This window comes from Mycobacterium sp. 852002-40037_SCH5390672 (genome assembly GCF_001665875.1).
GTDB lineage: Bacteria > Actinomycetota > Actinomycetes > Mycobacteriales > Mycobacteriaceae > Mycobacterium.
Genome location: NZ_LZTA01000025.1, coordinates 49,479 through 63,820, shown reverse-complemented (window position 1 = coordinate 63,820; position 14,342 = coordinate 49,479). Strand labels below are relative to the sequence as shown.

The following is a 14,342-nucleotide window of genomic DNA, read 5'->3' as shown; positions in this document are numbered from 1 at the left end:
TTTTTGACGCGGTTTGCTCGCAGTGTGACCCTGGTGCATCGGCGTGCGGAGTTTCGGGCGTCGCGGATCATGCTGGAGCGTGCGCGGGCCAACGAGAAGATCACTTTTGTGACCGACAAGGCGGTCGAGGCGGTCGAAGGTGAGGCGACGGTGACGGGTTTGCGGTTGCGTGACACCCGCAGCGGTGAGGTGTCGAGGTTGGCGGTCAGCGGGGTGTTTGTGGCCATCGGGCATGATCCGCGCTCGGATTTGGTGCGCGACGTGCTGGACACCGATCCCGAGGGGTATGTGCTGGTGCAGGGCCGCACCACGGCCAACTCGATTGAGGGGGTGTTCGCCGCCGGGGACCTGGTGGATCGCACCTACCGCCAAGCCGTCACCGCCGCGGGCAGCGGCTGCGCGGCGGCCATCGACGCCGAACGCTGGCTCGCCGACAATGAAGAAACCGACGTCGACGCCTCCGTCACCCCCGCGTTGGGTCGAGAGCCGTTGCGTAGCTAAGCGTTTCAGGCCACTTCAGCGACCAGAACGCCCATCCGGCGCAGTCCCAGACGCGCGATGAACGGCAGTCCGTCGCCGTCGGCGCCGGTGGGCAGCACCCGCAGGTTGGTGATGTGCACGTCGCGGTTGCGAAGCTGCAGATCGGCCTCACCCGCGGCCAGCAGGTTCTTTACCCAGTCGGTCTTGCCGTGGCCCAACAGGATTGCGACGACGTTGCCCTTGCGATAGGCGTTCACCACGGTGCGATACGGCTTGCCCGATCTGCGTCCGCGATGGTTGACCACCACGAATGTCGGCAGGAATCGCGCCACCCGCCGCATGACGGGGTTCATGTACTTCATCTGTAACCGGTCGATCCAGGCCGGAAAGAGCATGGGCAGGCCGGGGGCGCTGTTGGGGTGGTCCTTGGCGGACATGAGAACTCCTTTAGACGGGCAGTTTGGCGGAAGTCGTTCTGCGGCCACCGAGTTGGGCCGGCAGCCGGGTGTATCCGTGCAAGTTGATCAGTCCCCGTCGTTGCGGGGGAGCGGTGAGGCGCAGGTCGGGGAAGCTTTCGAAGAGTGCGCGCAGCGCGGTGGCACCCTCGATGCGGGCCAGGGCGGCACCCAGGCAGGCGTGGATGCCCGACGCGAATGCCAGGTGCTCGCGCGCGTTGGGCCGGGTGATGTCGAATGTCGTTGGGTCGGTGAAGATTTTCGGGTCCCGGTTGGCGCCGCCGAGGAACAGTCCGACCATGTCGCCGGCCGCGAGGTGGGCTCCGGCGATGTCGACGTCGCAGCCCGGGGTGCGTGCCGTCATCTGAACCGGGCTCGCGAGCCGCAGGATCTCCTCGACGGCGCCGGGCCACAGGTCCGGATTGTCGTGCAGCAGCGCCAATTGCTCCGGGTGCTGTAGTAGCAGGACGATGCCGTTACCGATCAGGTTCACCGTCGTCTCGAAACCCGCGCCGACGATCAGCGCGGCGTTGGCGGTGAGCTCGCGGTCGGTCAGCGAGCCGTCGGCGACCATGCGGCCGAACGGATTGTCGCTCTGCGGGTCGGCGCGCAGCTTGTGGAAGTGCTCGAGCAGATAATCGTCGGCCCCGCGCAGGCCGTCGATGGCGTTGCGGTAGGTCTTCCAGTCGATGCCGATGTCCAGCAGTGGAGAGCCGCTGCGGCCCCAGGCCAGCATGCGTGGATAGGAATCAGCGGGCAGGCCAAGGATTTCGGCGATGATGGCGACCGGGAGTTGCGTGGCGAAGTCGGCGATCAGATCGGGCTGCGGCGTGGCGGCGATCCGCTCGATCAATTCCATCGTCACCTCGACGACCCGGGTGTGCAGCGCGTCGATGGCGCGTGGGGTGAAGCTCTGCGCCACCAGCTGCCGATAACGCGTGTGGTCGGGCGGATTGACGATCACCATGGCGGGCGGCTCCACCGGGTTGGCCACGCCCGGGTCGGTTTTGGCGATGAGGGCCTTCAGCGGCCGGGGTAGTTCCATCTCTGATGGTGCGGTGACACCAAAGCGCTTGTCGCGCAGAATTTGTCGGCACACCGCATGGTCGACACTGGCCCACACGAACGGGGAGCGCACCACCGGCCCGCGCGCCCGGATCTCCTCCATCAGCGAATAGCGGTCCTCGCCCCGGGCGCCGGTCCGCAGCAACCGCGCCAGCGGGTCGCCCCGGCGAGCCTGAACGGCGAAGTACGCCCGCGGCACGCCGTGCATGGCCGCCCACCGGGCCCTGAGTCCGACATGCATAACGATCCCTCCCGAGGGGTCACCGAAGATGCAACATGCGATACAATGAGACTCTCAATGTCTCGCACGCTTCGATCGCTACGATACGACGACCGCGGCGAACCGGCAAGGAGGGAACGATGACCTCGACGCGAACGGCCGAGTTCGTGCGGCGACTCACCGAGCCCGATCCCGTCGTTCTTGCCCAGGTAGTCAGTCCCGACGAAATCACCGCCCGCATCCTGGCCGCCACCATCGAACAGGCCGAACTCGTGGGGATGCGCCGCACCACCATGGAAGACGTCGCGCGGCGCAGCGGCGTCGGGCGTGCCACGCTCTACCGGCGGTTCCCGACCAAAGCGGCACTCGTCGATGCGGTCGTGCTGGCCGAAGCGCGCCGCTACCTCGAGGGCAGCGCCCGGGCCCGCGCGCACGCCGAGACGTTCGAAGACCGGATGGTCTACAGCACGGTGTTCTCGGTGACGTTCATGCGCGAGCACGCCCTGCTGAAGAAATTGCTGCGGACCGAGCCCGAGACGATCCTGCCCAGCCTGACCATCGACGCGGGCGCCATCCTCGACTACGCCACCGAGCACACCGTAGGCCTGCTGCGCACCGAGCTGTACGGGACGTCGAAAACCACTGCGGCACAAGAGCTTCACCTGCGCACTGTCTCCGAACTGCACACTCGCCTGACGCTGTCGTTCATCGTGACCCCCCACACCAGCATCAACCTGGCCACCATCGACGACACCCGTATCTATGTGCGCAACTACCTGATGCCGATGGTCACCGGGCCGAGCTAATCGGGCCTCAGGGGCGGTGAGTCACAGGCGCCACTTTCGCCTCTGCGTGCGGTGGTATGTCTTTTGCCCGCCTTTGAGCGACAACTCGCGGCGGCGGGGCTGAGGCGACGGATTACGAGTCGCCCGCGGCGAACGCGACGTCGGGATTGAGGATGCCCGCCGGGTCGAAGCTCGCCTTGATGCGGCGCATCAGGTCGACCTTGACGGGGTCCTCGAGCTCGACGAAGTACGGGGCTTTGGCGCGGCCAAGCCCATGCTCGCCGGAGATCGCGCCGCCCAATTCCATTGCCAGCGCGAAGATGTCGGTCAATAGCTTCTTCCGGATCGCCGGGTTCGGGCAGAAGATCGCCAGGTGCACGTTGCCGTCACCCGCGTGCCCGCAGCCCGCCGCGGCAGCGCCGGCCGCCGCCGCCAGACCGCGGGCGCCGGAAAGGAACTTCGGCATGGCGCCGCGCGGCACGACGGTGTCGATGAGGTCGTCGGCGTTGAGCGCCTTGAGCGTCCAGAACGCCTTCTCGCGCGCCTCGATGAGCTTGCGCGCCGAAACACCTTCGAGCACGTAGGCGTCCACCGCCCCCAGCTCGGCGAGCAGTTCACCCGTCTTCTCCACGTCCTCGTCCAGCCGGTCGGCGGTCCGGTTTTCAAGTGCCACAACCAGATACGCTTGGCAGCTGTTGCGGATGGCATCGGGTATGCCGAGCTCGAGATTCTGGGTATGGACCAGCGCGGCCATGGTCACGTTGTCGATGTACTCCAGGATGTAGGGCGCCAGGCCGCTGGCGAGGATCTTGGGTACCGCCTCCATGACCTGGTCGAAGTCGGCGAACGGCGCCAGAACGGTGGCGCTGTGGTCCAGGCGCGGATGAAGCTTGACGGTCACCTCGGTGGCCAGGGCCAGGGTGCCTTCGGAGCCGACGATGAGCTGGGTCAGGTCGTAGCCGGTAGAGACCTTGGCGATCTTGCCGCCGGCGCGGATGAGCTCGCCGGTGGGCAGCGCCGCCTGCAGCCCGAGCACGTTGTGGCGGGCGATCCCGTACTTGACCGCGCGCATGCCGCCGGCGTTGGTGCCGACGTTGCCGCCGACGCTGGACGACAGCTCGCCCGGATGCACCATGTAGCGCAGCCCGGTGCCGGCGGTCGCGTCGTCGAGTTCGGTGAGCGTCACCCCGGGTTGGACGACGGCGACCTGATTGGTGACGTCGACCTCCAGCACGGCGTTCATGCGCTCGAACGAGATCAGCAGCCCGTCCGCGCGGGGGATCGCCGCGCCCGACAAGCCGGTTCCCGAACCGCGGGCCGTCACCGGCACGCGGTTTTCCGACGCGGACTTGAGCAGCTGCGCAACCTCGTCGGCGGTCGCGGGCTTGGCCAGGTACGCCGGCTTCTGCGGCGGTTTCGTCAAGACCTCGTCGTGCGAATAGTCATCGGAAATGGCGTCGCCCGTTAGCACGTTGTGTTCGCCGACGATCTTGGCGAACCGCGCCGTCATGTCGGTCATCGAAGGCCTCACCTTCTTACGTGCCGGACAATTACTCACTGTACGAGGGGCGCGGGCCAAGGAAGCTATGAACTGGGATGGTGGAAAACGATGACGCAATCCGATGGCCGGCATCACGAGTCGGGAATCAGGGCCGAAGAGTTCCTGCGCAAACGGCTACTACTCGACGGGTTGGCAATGTGTGTACCGATGGCGCACGTCACCTCGGTCATGAGACGCGAACAACTCGCTGACACCGTTGCTGGCCAGCAGGACGTAGTGCTGCACACGATCCGATCCCTGCTTGACGACGGGCTCATGAAGATCGGAGAAATACTCGGCGCTTCCGACGAACGAGTAGTGCCCTGGGATCTTTCAATCGACGCCGCCATGGACCGCGTCCGCGACCTCTTCGTCGGCCACTGCGACGAACCTACGCTGTGGGATTTAACAATCTGGCTCCAACTGACACCCGAAGGCGAACGACTAGCCGAGTCATTGCAAAGCCGGCAATAGTTCTCCCCAGTTTCCTGTGCTCGGTCTTATGCCCTATGTGGTCCGGGCCATTCTCGTTTCGCTAGGCAACGCGCCTTAGGATCCTCGTATGTCAGGCGGTAACCGACCGTCTCCAGCACCGCGCCCTGCGATTGATGAGATGGCGCAACCGCGCTGGTTGCGCACGGGATACAAATTCTTCCCTTACGCCGCAGAACAAGCCGGTCACTGGTGCGTGCTGCGACTCAACTACGGATTTCCGGAGCACGATATGTACACGCTCTTTGTTGATGGCCGTGCCGCAATCGACATCACTGGCAGCCCAGATCATTCGAGCGCACTAGTCCGTAGTATCGCCTCGCTACGCCCATACGATGCCCCTGCGGCGACCGAACCGTCACTCGACGTCAAAACAGCCGCTACCGTCGTGCAAACGGTCGCACCCTATGCCGACTACGGCAGTGAGCACGGTGACCCATGCCTGTCCTGCTCCGAGGATCGTGACGGCATAGCCCGGATGTAGGACGACGCACGCCGCGGCTCCGAATCCGCTAAGACCTTTGCCAGCCCCTGAATGAGGGTTTGCGGCGACGGTCAAGGTGCCGCCACCGGGTCATGCCGCTGCAGCTAGGGTAGGGGACTGGCGCAGTGTTCGCGCGGGCCGATCCTGTCTGGCAATGCGGGCGGGACCTGGCCGGGAGACAATAGCGGCCATCAGCAGTGTCTCGGAGTAGCGACACGCGTGAGGCTGCGCACGTTATGTCGATGCCCAATGCGGGAACCCGCGGGCTGGACTGCGTTTAAGAAAGGATTGCTCACTTGACCTCCTCGTCCCGCAGTTCGCGGCTCGGTACCCGGTTCGGGCCGTACGAGCTGCGTTCACTGATCGGCACCGGGGCAACGGGCGAGGTCTACCGCGCGTACGACAAGGTCAAGGACCGGATGGTCGCGGTCAAGCTGTTACGCGGCGAGATGGCCGCGGACCCTGGCTTCCAGCAACGTCTTTGGCGCGAGTGCCGGAAGGTGACGCTGCTGCAGGAGCCCCATGTCCTGCCGCTGCATGACTTCGGCGAGATCGACGGGGTGCCTTTCATCGATATGCACCTGGTCGACGACGGGGGCAGCCTCAAGGACCTGCTGCGTGAGCAGGGCGGGCTGGAACCGTCGCGTGCGGCGTCGATCACCGCGCAGGTGGCCCGCGCACTGGACGCCGCGCACGCCGGCGGGCTGGTGCACCTCGACGTCAAACCCGAGAACATCCTGCTCACCCACGACCACTTCACCTACCTTGCCGACTTCGGCGTTGCCCAGGCCGCGGGCGACGAGAAGCTCCCGCGGACCTACATGGCGCCCGAGCGCTTCACCACCGGACGCGTGGGCCCGCAGACCGACGTCTACTCGTTGGCGTGTGTGCTCTACGAGTGCCTCACCGGTCAGCCGCCGTTCGAAAGCGAGGATGCGGGGGAGCTGAAGCGCGCGCACATGTTGGCGCCGGCGCCCCGGCCCAGCATCATGCGCCGCGGTGTCGGCCGCGAGTACGACGACATCATCACCCGGGGCATGGCCAAACAGGGCGCGGCCCGATTCGCTTCCGCGGGTGAACTTGCCCGCGCCGCCAGTGACGCGGTGTTCGCGGCCTACGAGCCGGTGGGTGTTGCCGCCGGCCGAAGCGGTCCCCCGAAGACGCGTCCGCTGCCGATAGTCACACCTGCAGAACTCGAGGAGCCCGGCGACGGTCCCGTGCCGCCTCCGGCGTCCGGACCTTCGTGGCATTGGCCGGCAATTGGTCGCACTCCGGTCGTGGTGACCGCGGTGGCGGCGCTGATGTTGATCGCTGGGCTGGTGCTGTCGGTGAATCTGGTTGGCGGTAGCCATCGCAACGGTTCGCCCCCACCCCAGACGTTGCAGGCGGCACCTCCGGGACCGACGACGCCGCCGCCACCGCTGACGCCGACGTTATCGCGTCCGGTGAAGGGTGCCGACGGGTTAGGGTTCGTGGGCGAGACGGCCCGCTGCGACCCGGGAAATCCGCCTGCCGCGGTGGTGCGCACCGCCAAGTCGCTGGCGGTGGTGTGCCAAAACCTCAGCGGCACTTATTACTACCGCGGCGAGCGGATTCGCGACGGTGCGCACATCGAGCTCTCGAATGCCGAGCGGGTCGAGGACGGATTCGACGTCACCAATCCGGTCGACGGCGTCGTCTACGAGGTACGTCCAAACCGGCTGCGGATCATTAGCTACGGTCACGTCGATTCCTCGGAACCCGTGCTGCAGTACGCTACGGCGACGTAAGTAGGACGCGCGCAGTGCGTTTCGGCTCACCTGTGTGCGACGGGATAGTCTGAGGCTACATAGCCCCAAAGGTCACATGGGTAACGGCTTGTCGGCCATGAAACGATTTCCGAACGCGCTAGCGGATGTGATAGCGCTTTTGAAATTGGCTTATCGGTCCGGCACCAGCACGTCGCGCGTGTAACGCAACGGCGAAGAACCGCGGGCGCAAGGTGGTCACGCTGTCTTTGCCGGCGCTTCCGCGGGCCGCAGCATTCGCCCGCTCATAATCGCCGACAGCCATCCGGGCGCGCATCGTCCGCCCGTCACCATGATCCGGTAGCGCCAGCCGGGCACGACCACCGCGCGGCCGCGGTCGAGACCGCGCAACCCGGCGGCCACGACGGGTCCAGGTGCGGCGAGGTGTCGATAGACCGCGGTGTGCGAGACGTCCGAGCCGAGCGCATCGACGAATCCGGTGTCTGTGGGCCCGGGGCAGAGCGCCGTCACGGTGACACCGGAGCCGCGGGTCTCGGCCCACAACGCCTGGCTCAGCGACAACACGAACGCTTTCGATGCCCCATAGGTGGCTTGATAGGTTCCGGGCTGAAAAGCGATGGTGGAGGCGACATTCAAGATGCCGCCGCGACCGCGAGCCAGCATCCCGGGAAGGACCGCGTGGGTTAGGCGAACCGGTGCGTCGACGTTGACCGCGACCAGTTCGTGTTCACGAATGCCGTCGATTTCCGCGAACGGGCCGTAGGTGCCGAAGCCGGCGTTGTTGACCAGCACGTCGATCACTCGTCCGTTCAGGCGGGCGATCAGATCCTCGATACCGTCGTTGGTGCCAAGGTCGCCGACGACCAGTTCAACCTTGGTGCTCTGCCGGATCCGTTGTTTGACCGCCTCGAGCCGATGCTGATCTCGCCCGGCCAACACCAGCGAGAAACCCCGCTGCGCCAGCTGTTCGGCGAAGATCGCGCCCAGCCCTGAGCTGGCGCCGGTGACCACTGCCGTGTTCTTCATGACTCCTCCTCGCGAGTAACACCGTTTACCAACGGTTTTGGTTAACGCGCCGTACCGACGCGGCGTGGCTGACAAGTCCGATCCCCGCGCCGAGGATGGGCCAGATTGGCCAGAAGTAGGTTGCGTCGGTCGTCACGGCGACGGCTGCCCAGACGGTGAGCACGATGGCGACCATGGCGAGGTACGCGGCCAGGTGAGCGCGCACTCCACGACGAGCCGCGGTAATGCGGGCGGCACGCCGACGGGGATCGTGACGCCGGATGCGATCGAGCGGCAGGTCGGTGAGGAGTTCGTGCAGTTCTTGGGCCGTGTGCGTCTGGAACACCGCTTGCAGCCGTTGGTCGTACTCGTCCACCTGCAGGTATCCCTGGGCGAGCGCCTGACCGAGTAGATCGGCCGTCTTCTCCCGGTCGCGGGTGCCGGCGAGTGTGGCTGTGGTTTCAAGCAGATTCGACATGTCGTCTCCTTGGTCGCCGATGTGAATAGCATTAACATAGACGATAATGTTAATGTCGTCAACATGGCAGTGCAGCGATCAACCACTCGGCGGCGCGCGAGCTACCACCACGGTGATCTCAAGCGGGCGCTGACCAGCGCCGCGTTATCGCTGGTGGCCGAGAAGGGGCCGAAAGGGTTCACCCTCACGGAGGCGGCGCGCCGCGCCGGCGTCAGTGCCGCGGCGCCGTACCGGCATTTCGCCGATAAGGCCGAGTTGCTGGCCGCCGTCGCCGAACAGGGATTCCACGAGTTGCATGCCGACCTGGCTGCGGCCGCCGACCGCGCATCGGATCCAAAGGAGCGGGTCATTGAGCTGGGCCGTACTTACGTGCGGTGGGCCATTGCCCACCCCGATCACTATCAGGTGATGTTCGGCGCGGAGTCACTGAAGGCCGAGCAGCCGAGCACGGCGATGGCTGGCGAGCAGGCGTTCGGCGACCTGCTCGACGCGATCACCAGATGCCAGGAGGCGGGGATCGTCAAGGAACGGGATCCTCGGGAGGTGGCCGCGCCGCTCTGGTCGCTGGTGCACGGCATCGCATCGCTGGCCATCGGCGGCCAGCTGGGCGCTGTCGGGATCGTTCAAGCCCCCGACGAACTCATCGCGGGCGTTGTGGCGCAAGTGCTTTGAGGGATTACCATGGCCGTTCTGTTTCCCGGCTGGCTCCGGAAGCGAAGGTGACGGGGAGCCTGCCCAGCCCGGTCAAGCTCGGGTTGCCCAGGTATTGCTGGACGTTTTCGACGTCGACTTCATAGTCGGGGATGCGGTCCAGGACGGCCTTGACCATCACCCCGGACATCAGCCGGGCCAGGTGCGAGCCGATGCAGCGGTGCGGCCCCAGCCCGAACGCGACGTGACGGTTCGGGGTGCGGTCGAGAATGATTTCGTCGGGCCGGTCGAACTCGTTTTCGTCGTGGTTGGCCGACAGCCAGCTGATGACGACGCGGTCGTTCTTGCGCAGGCGTTGGCCGGCCAGCACGACGTCGTGAGTCACTGTGCGGCTGAGGGTTTGGTTGACCGAGAAGTAGCGCAGGAATTCGTCGGTGGCGGTGCGGTAGAGCTCCGGATGGTCGATGAGTTGCTGTCGGATGTCGGGGTGGGCGCCCAGGTGCAGCAGGGACAGCGCGGTCTGGGAGGTGGTGGTGTCGACGCCGCCGCCGATCAGGTTCCACAGGATGTTGAGCAATTGCTCGTCGCTGAGGCGCTGGCCGTCGAACTCAAACTGAATGAGGAAGCTGGTCAAATCTTCTCGGGCGTCGGCCCTTCGGTTGGCCGCGAACTCGAGAACCTCTTCCATCATGGCCGGCACCTTGGCGATCGCGCTGGCGTACTCGTCGCTGTCCTGCGAGACGGACATGACGGAGTGAAAGAGGTTGGCGTACAGGTGCCAATTGTCGTACGGCAGGCCCATCAGCTTCATGGTCAGGATGGCCGGGACCGGGCTCGCGTAGTCGAGCACCAGGTCCATGTGTCCTTCTGTTATTTGTTGGTCGAGGAACCAGTGCGCGGATTGCTCCATGAACGGCTTGAGTTTCTCGACCGCGCCGGGGGAGAAGAACGGTGCCAGCGCGTGCCGCAGTGCTTGGTGGTAGGGGCCGTCGACCTCGCCGATGCCCAGGGCCGGTTGGCCGTCGGGGCGGGGGACACCCATCTCGCCTTGATAGTCGACGCCGTCTTCGGCGTCCGGCTCGTATTTGTGGGCGAAAGTGTCGCCGTTGCGGGCGGTTTGGCTCACGGCGTCGTAGCTGCTGAGGAACCAGAATCCGCCATAATTCTCGTTCCACGCCACCGGACATCGCTGCCGCAGGTCGGCGTTGACGGCCAGCTCGTTGAGGTTGAAAGCGTCGGAATGGTGGTCGAAGTCAACGATTGCGTCTGCGCTGACATTCGGACGTGTGGACATCGAAAAGCCCTCCAACGGAAGGTGATCTGCTTATTCGGCGGTAGCTACTAGCTATTGGTTTATCTTTGCATTATTACGCGTTTGCGGTGGGCGGAGAAGCGCCTTCGAGGTCGGTCGGTCCGGGTCGTGATCGTTTCGGCCCGGTTTGCTGCGGAAAGGTTGTCATGACGAGCCATCGGACGGTTTTCAATCACGTTGGGTTATGCGTCACCGACCGCGAGCGATCGCGCCGCTTCTACGAGCGCCTGCTGGGGTTTCGGTTCTGGTGGGAACTCGACCCGCCCGACGGCCCGACCTCCCAGCTGGTGGGGCTGCCTGAGCCGCTCGGGGTGCATGCGACGTATCTGGTGCGGGACGGGTTGGTGCTCGAACTGATGGACTACTCGAAGCGTGAGGTTCACGCCGGCTCGGAGCGGGTCATGGATCAGATCGGGCTGACGCACATCTCGTTCTCGGTGTCTGACCTTCCGGGTGTGCTGGAGAGAGTTGCGGACTTTGGGGGAGCGGTGGTTGAGGGGACCGTGGGTGAGGCGATGGCGATGATCCGGGATCCGGACGGGCAGTTGTTGGAGTTGCTTTCGGATGGGTGGTTGGCGGCGTTGCCGCCGCGGCCTTAGTCGGTGGCGCTTGCGCAGGACTCATAATCCGTTGGTCGCCGGGTCGAGGCGGCCGATCCCCTGGGGGGTCATTCGGGGTGCTTGCAGGCCGGCAATAGCAGCCCGCGGTGTCCTCGGCTGAATGTTCGACCCACGCAGGCCGCGCCTCAACCCGTTACTCTCCGTTCCGGGGTGGGCACCCGCGAATCTCAAGATCACTTTTCGAGCTGGGGTATGCGGCTCAGTTTCTAGCTGCCGCGGTGGCTATTGCAGCCGGCGCGGTCTGCGTTGTTCCGTCGGCCGCGGCAAGCGGGCCCGACCACCATCCTGGCTAGTTGCGGCAAGGGCTATTACCAGAACTCAGACGGGCCCCATCGTCGATAGCCACCAACATCCCCCAGCTGATTAGCATTCCTACGACGCAGGTCAGAGACCGTGCCTGGACACCTCCCGGACCCGCACCATCGTCTTTGTCGACTCCGACGACGGCGCCGCGACGCGGCCGAGGTTCGCCCCTTCGGCCGGCGACGAAGGAATTCTCAGCTTCCTTGCCGCGCCCCTGTTCGCCGCCGAACAAACGCTGGGATCGCTATCCCGTCGCCGAGCCCGGCCACGCTCACCACGGCAGCGTCCCGCGCGATTGGCGACTTTTCTCGCTTCCGGTCTGCCCGCGACGCGTCCGCCTCCATCCAGCGTGCGCTGCAAACCCGCGCTCCCATCGAACAGGCCAAAGGCATGTCGATGGCCATCCACCAGATCGACGGGACCACCCTCGACATGCTTCGCTAGAAAGCCAGGAGATGAACGTCCCGCTGCGTCGCCGATCTTGTACCGGAAGCCGATGCGCCGCAAGCCGTCTGAGTTCGCACTGGCCGTCGGGGTGCTCGTCGTGCGCCACACAGTCTGGGGCCTTACGGCTACCAGCTTGATTTCATGGCAATAAACTACCCGCGTGTCGGTGCGGTATTTTCGCCACGCTTCTGTTAAATCTCCGTCCAGGGCCACAACCTGAACCTCTTTTAGTCACATCTGCACGCCGTCGCGGCGACCCCGGAGCGGACACCCATGACCAGCACCTCGCGGGCAAAGGTCGCCAGCGCAGCACGAACGCTCGGCCGGGTCGTTTTGTTGTCCGCGATTGCAGTGTCACCGGTGATATTGGCCGCCGGGGTGCACGCCAACCCGGGCGCTCCCGTCCCCGACGCCGACCATGAGTTGGGAATGTATGGCGATCCCGTCGCCGCCGCGCCCTACTGGCGCGAACAACACGCTTCCGATTGTGGGGAATTGGCGGTGGCCGACGTGGTCGGCCAGATTACGGGACGCGAGCCAACCGAACAGCAGATGATCACTTTGGCTGAAAACACGCCGAGCACAGCGGGTCACAAGCCGATTTGGAAGCCAACGGGCGCCACCGATATCGCCGACCTTCCGATACTGCTGTGGCACTACTGGATCAGAGCCGACAACATTCAGACCGATACCGCCGCCGTGGCACGCAAGCTGGGGGGCAACCACAAGGTCATCGTCATCCTCAATGCCGAAACAATCTGGAACCGGCCCGGGAAGCGGAATTCTGGGAACCACTTCGTGGTGGTCACCGGCGTTGACAGCAAGGCCGGCGTGGTCCATCTCAACGACAGCGGCATCAGTACCGGCCGCGACGAGCACGTTCCTATCGCCGTCTTCGAGCAAGCGTGGGCCCCTAACTACAACTCGGCTATCGTGACCAAGTGATGAGTCGGCGACCCGAAAGCGAAATAACTTGCAATCAAACGCAATCGAAGAATTGCGGTTGCGGGTCCGGCGAGACATCAAGCCGGGTCCGCGGGTAGAGCCCGAAAGCGATAGCGCATGAGCTATCACTTTCCGCAAACGCCTTATACCTCCGGACAGCGGTGTTCACTACAGTCGAGGAACCCTAGGTGCACAAGAAAGGACCCGGCGATGACGCGAATGCCCTTGGTCAACACCGACATACAACCCGAGCGGATCAAGCAACCCATCGCGCGCCCCGATACCCTCAACGTCATTCGACTGCTCGCCAACGCCCCCAACATCTTTGACGGATGGGCGCAGATGACGGGCGAACTATTCAAAAGCCCGACCTTCACCCCGAGGATGCGCGAAGTGATCATCCTGCGGGTGGGGCATCTGCAAGACTCGCCCTACGAACTCGCCCAACACGTGATCTTCGGCCGCACCGCGGGGCTCACCGATCAACAGATCGATGCCCTGCTCGACAAGGGGGATCTGGACGCGGCCGGATTCAGCGGCGACGAACGCACCGTCATCGACACCGTCACCGCGTTATGCACCACCCGCCGGCTCGGCGACGAGTCTTTCGCAAAAGCCCAGACCCTGCTCGGCGACGAGGCGCTCACCGAACTGTTGATGATCGTCAGCTGCTACTACGGCCTGGCGCTGGTGCTCAACGCCGTCGACCTCGAGATCGACACCCCGAGCTTTTCCAGCCCCGAGCAGGGACTGGCCAAGTGACCCGGATCCCGTATCGCCGGCCCGAAGACATGACCGAACTCGCCCGCGAATTGACCGCGCGGCGGGGCAATCTCAACGTCTACCGCGCACTGGCCAACGCCGACAAGGTGTTCACCGGCTGGATGGTGGCCGGCGACGCCGCCCTGAGCAGCCCGGTGCTGCCGCGAAGGCTTCGCGAACTGATCGTCCTGCGCACCGCCTACCTCATGGACTGCGCCTACGAACTCGGCCAACACAGAGACGTCGCGCAAACGGTCGGAGTCGACGTCGCCACCATCAACGCCGTCACCTCCGAGTCCGATTGGCAGACAGGACAATTCGATCCCTCCGAGCTGGCGGTGCTGCAGTTGACGACGGAGCTGGTGACGACACGCCGCGTCGCGGCCCCGCTTTTCGAGCAGGTCCATACGGCGCTCGGTTCGGAAGCTACCATCGAAGCGCTGATGGTCATCGGCCGATATGCAGGCCTGGCGCTGATGCTCAACGCGCTCGACGTGGACCTCGATGAGACCGCCCGCCTTCCCGTTCCGCCAACGAGGTGAGGGAAACG

16 protein-coding genes are annotated in these 14,342 nt (G+C 65.0%); 10 read left to right on the top strand and 6 right to left on the bottom strand.

All coding sequences use genetic code 11. The features are described 5' to 3' along the window. Positions 1–501, top strand: a 501-nt coding sequence (locus tag A5782_RS04795) for an NAD(P)/FAD-dependent oxidoreductase (RefSeq protein ID WP_197694107.1), incomplete at its 5' end; no start/stop codon positions are given. Between the two features lie 5 nt (positions 502–506). Here A5782_RS04795 and A5782_RS04790 read toward each other — a convergent pair. Both A5782_RS04790 and A5782_RS04785 read right to left on the bottom strand, forming a co-directional pair. Next, complete coding sequence (locus tag A5782_RS04790; protein WP_067095889.1) at positions 507–917, bottom strand: nitroreductase family deazaflavin-dependent oxidoreductase; 411 nt, start codon at positions 915–917, stop codon at positions 507–509. A 10-nt stretch (positions 918–927) separates the two neighbouring features. After that, on the bottom strand, positions 928–2,241 hold the full coding sequence (locus A5782_RS04785) for a cytochrome P450 (RefSeq protein WP_067095887.1): 1,314 nt from the start codon (positions 2,239–2,241) through the stop codon (positions 928–930). 119 nt (positions 2,242–2,360) lie between these two features. Between A5782_RS04785 and A5782_RS04780 the strand changes: the two genes are divergently transcribed. Beyond that, positions 2,361–3,026, top strand: coding sequence for a TetR/AcrR family transcriptional regulator (locus A5782_RS04780; RefSeq protein ID WP_067095884.1), 666 nt, complete (start codon positions 2,361–2,363; stop codon positions 3,024–3,026). A gap of 112 nt (positions 3,027–3,138) precedes the next feature. On the opposite strand, the gene A5782_RS04775 is transcribed toward A5782_RS04780, so the two are convergent. Further along, on the bottom strand, positions 3,139–4,524 hold the full coding sequence (locus A5782_RS04775; protein ID WP_067095882.1) for an FAD-binding oxidoreductase: 1,386 nt from the start codon (positions 4,522–4,524) through the stop codon (positions 3,139–3,141). Positions 4,525–4,614: 90 nt separating this feature from the next. Here A5782_RS04775 and A5782_RS04770 point away from each other — a divergent pair, with 90 nt between their 5' ends. The 3 genes from A5782_RS04770 to A5782_RS04760 all read left to right on the top strand — a co-directional run bounded on the left by A5782_RS04770 (position 4,615) and on the right by A5782_RS04760 (position 7,290). Continuing rightward, positions 4,615–5,019 (top strand): hypothetical protein, encoded by a 405-nt coding sequence (locus A5782_RS04770; protein WP_067095879.1) that lies wholly within the window; start codon positions 4,615–4,617, stop codon positions 5,017–5,019. A 139-nt stretch (positions 5,020–5,158) separates the two neighbouring features. Beyond that, the gene (locus A5782_RS04765) at positions 5,159–5,521 is read left to right on the top strand and encodes a hypothetical protein (protein ID WP_231986595.1); all 363 of its coding nucleotides are present in this window, start codon (positions 5,159–5,161) and stop codon (positions 5,519–5,521) included. A gap of 296 nt (positions 5,522–5,817) precedes the next feature. Beyond that, positions 5,818–7,290 (top strand): serine/threonine-protein kinase, encoded by a 1,473-nt coding sequence (locus tag A5782_RS04760; protein WP_067095858.1) that lies wholly within the window; start codon positions 5,818–5,820, stop codon positions 7,288–7,290. A gap of 216 nt (positions 7,291–7,506) precedes the next feature. Here the strand turns inward: A5782_RS04760 and A5782_RS04755 are convergent, their stop codons facing one another. Continuing rightward, positions 7,507–8,295, bottom strand: coding sequence for an SDR family oxidoreductase (locus A5782_RS04755; RefSeq protein WP_067095857.1), 789 nt, complete (start codon positions 8,293–8,295; stop codon positions 7,507–7,509). A gap of 25 nt (positions 8,296–8,320) precedes the next feature. Further along, positions 8,321–8,752 (bottom strand): DUF1707 domain-containing protein, encoded by a 432-nt coding sequence (locus A5782_RS04750; RefSeq protein ID WP_067095855.1) that lies wholly within the window; start codon positions 8,750–8,752, stop codon positions 8,321–8,323. 69 nt (positions 8,753–8,821) lie between these two features. On the opposite strand from A5782_RS04750, the gene A5782_RS04745 reads away from it, so the two are divergent. Further along, a complete protein-coding gene (locus A5782_RS04745) occupies positions 8,822–9,424 on the top strand; it encodes a TetR/AcrR family transcriptional regulator (RefSeq protein WP_067095902.1) in 603 nt (200 codons plus the stop codon). 4 nt (positions 9,425–9,428) lie between these two features. Here A5782_RS04745 and A5782_RS04740 read toward each other — a convergent pair whose 3' ends face one another. Then, positions 9,429–10,697 (bottom strand): cytochrome P450, encoded by a 1,269-nt coding sequence (locus A5782_RS04740; protein WP_067095852.1) that lies wholly within the window; start codon positions 10,695–10,697, stop codon positions 9,429–9,431. 164 nt (positions 10,698–10,861) lie between these two features. On the opposite strand from A5782_RS04740, the gene A5782_RS04735 reads away from it, so the two are divergent. From A5782_RS04735 to A5782_RS04720, 4 genes are all read left to right on the top strand, one after another. Next, complete coding sequence (locus A5782_RS04735) at positions 10,862–11,314, top strand: VOC family protein (RefSeq protein ID WP_067095849.1); 453 nt, start codon at positions 10,862–10,864, stop codon at positions 11,312–11,314. A 1,044-nt stretch (positions 11,315–12,358) separates the two neighbouring features. Further along, complete coding sequence (locus tag A5782_RS04730) at positions 12,359–13,030, top strand: C39 family peptidase (protein WP_067095847.1); 672 nt, start codon at positions 12,359–12,361, stop codon at positions 13,028–13,030. A 210-nt stretch (positions 13,031–13,240) separates the two neighbouring features. Continuing rightward, complete coding sequence (locus A5782_RS04725) at positions 13,241–13,792, top strand: carboxymuconolactone decarboxylase family protein (protein WP_156623799.1); 552 nt, start codon at positions 13,241–13,243, stop codon at positions 13,790–13,792. After that, positions 13,789–14,334 carry a carboxymuconolactone decarboxylase family protein gene (locus A5782_RS04720; protein ID WP_067095846.1) on the top strand — a complete coding sequence of 182 codons (546 nt, stop codon included), beginning with the start codon at positions 13,789–13,791 and terminating at the stop codon, positions 14,332–14,334. Before A5782_RS04725 ends, A5782_RS04720 begins: the two co-directional genes overlap by 4 nt. The last annotated feature ends 8 nt before the right edge of the window (positions 14,335–14,342 follow it).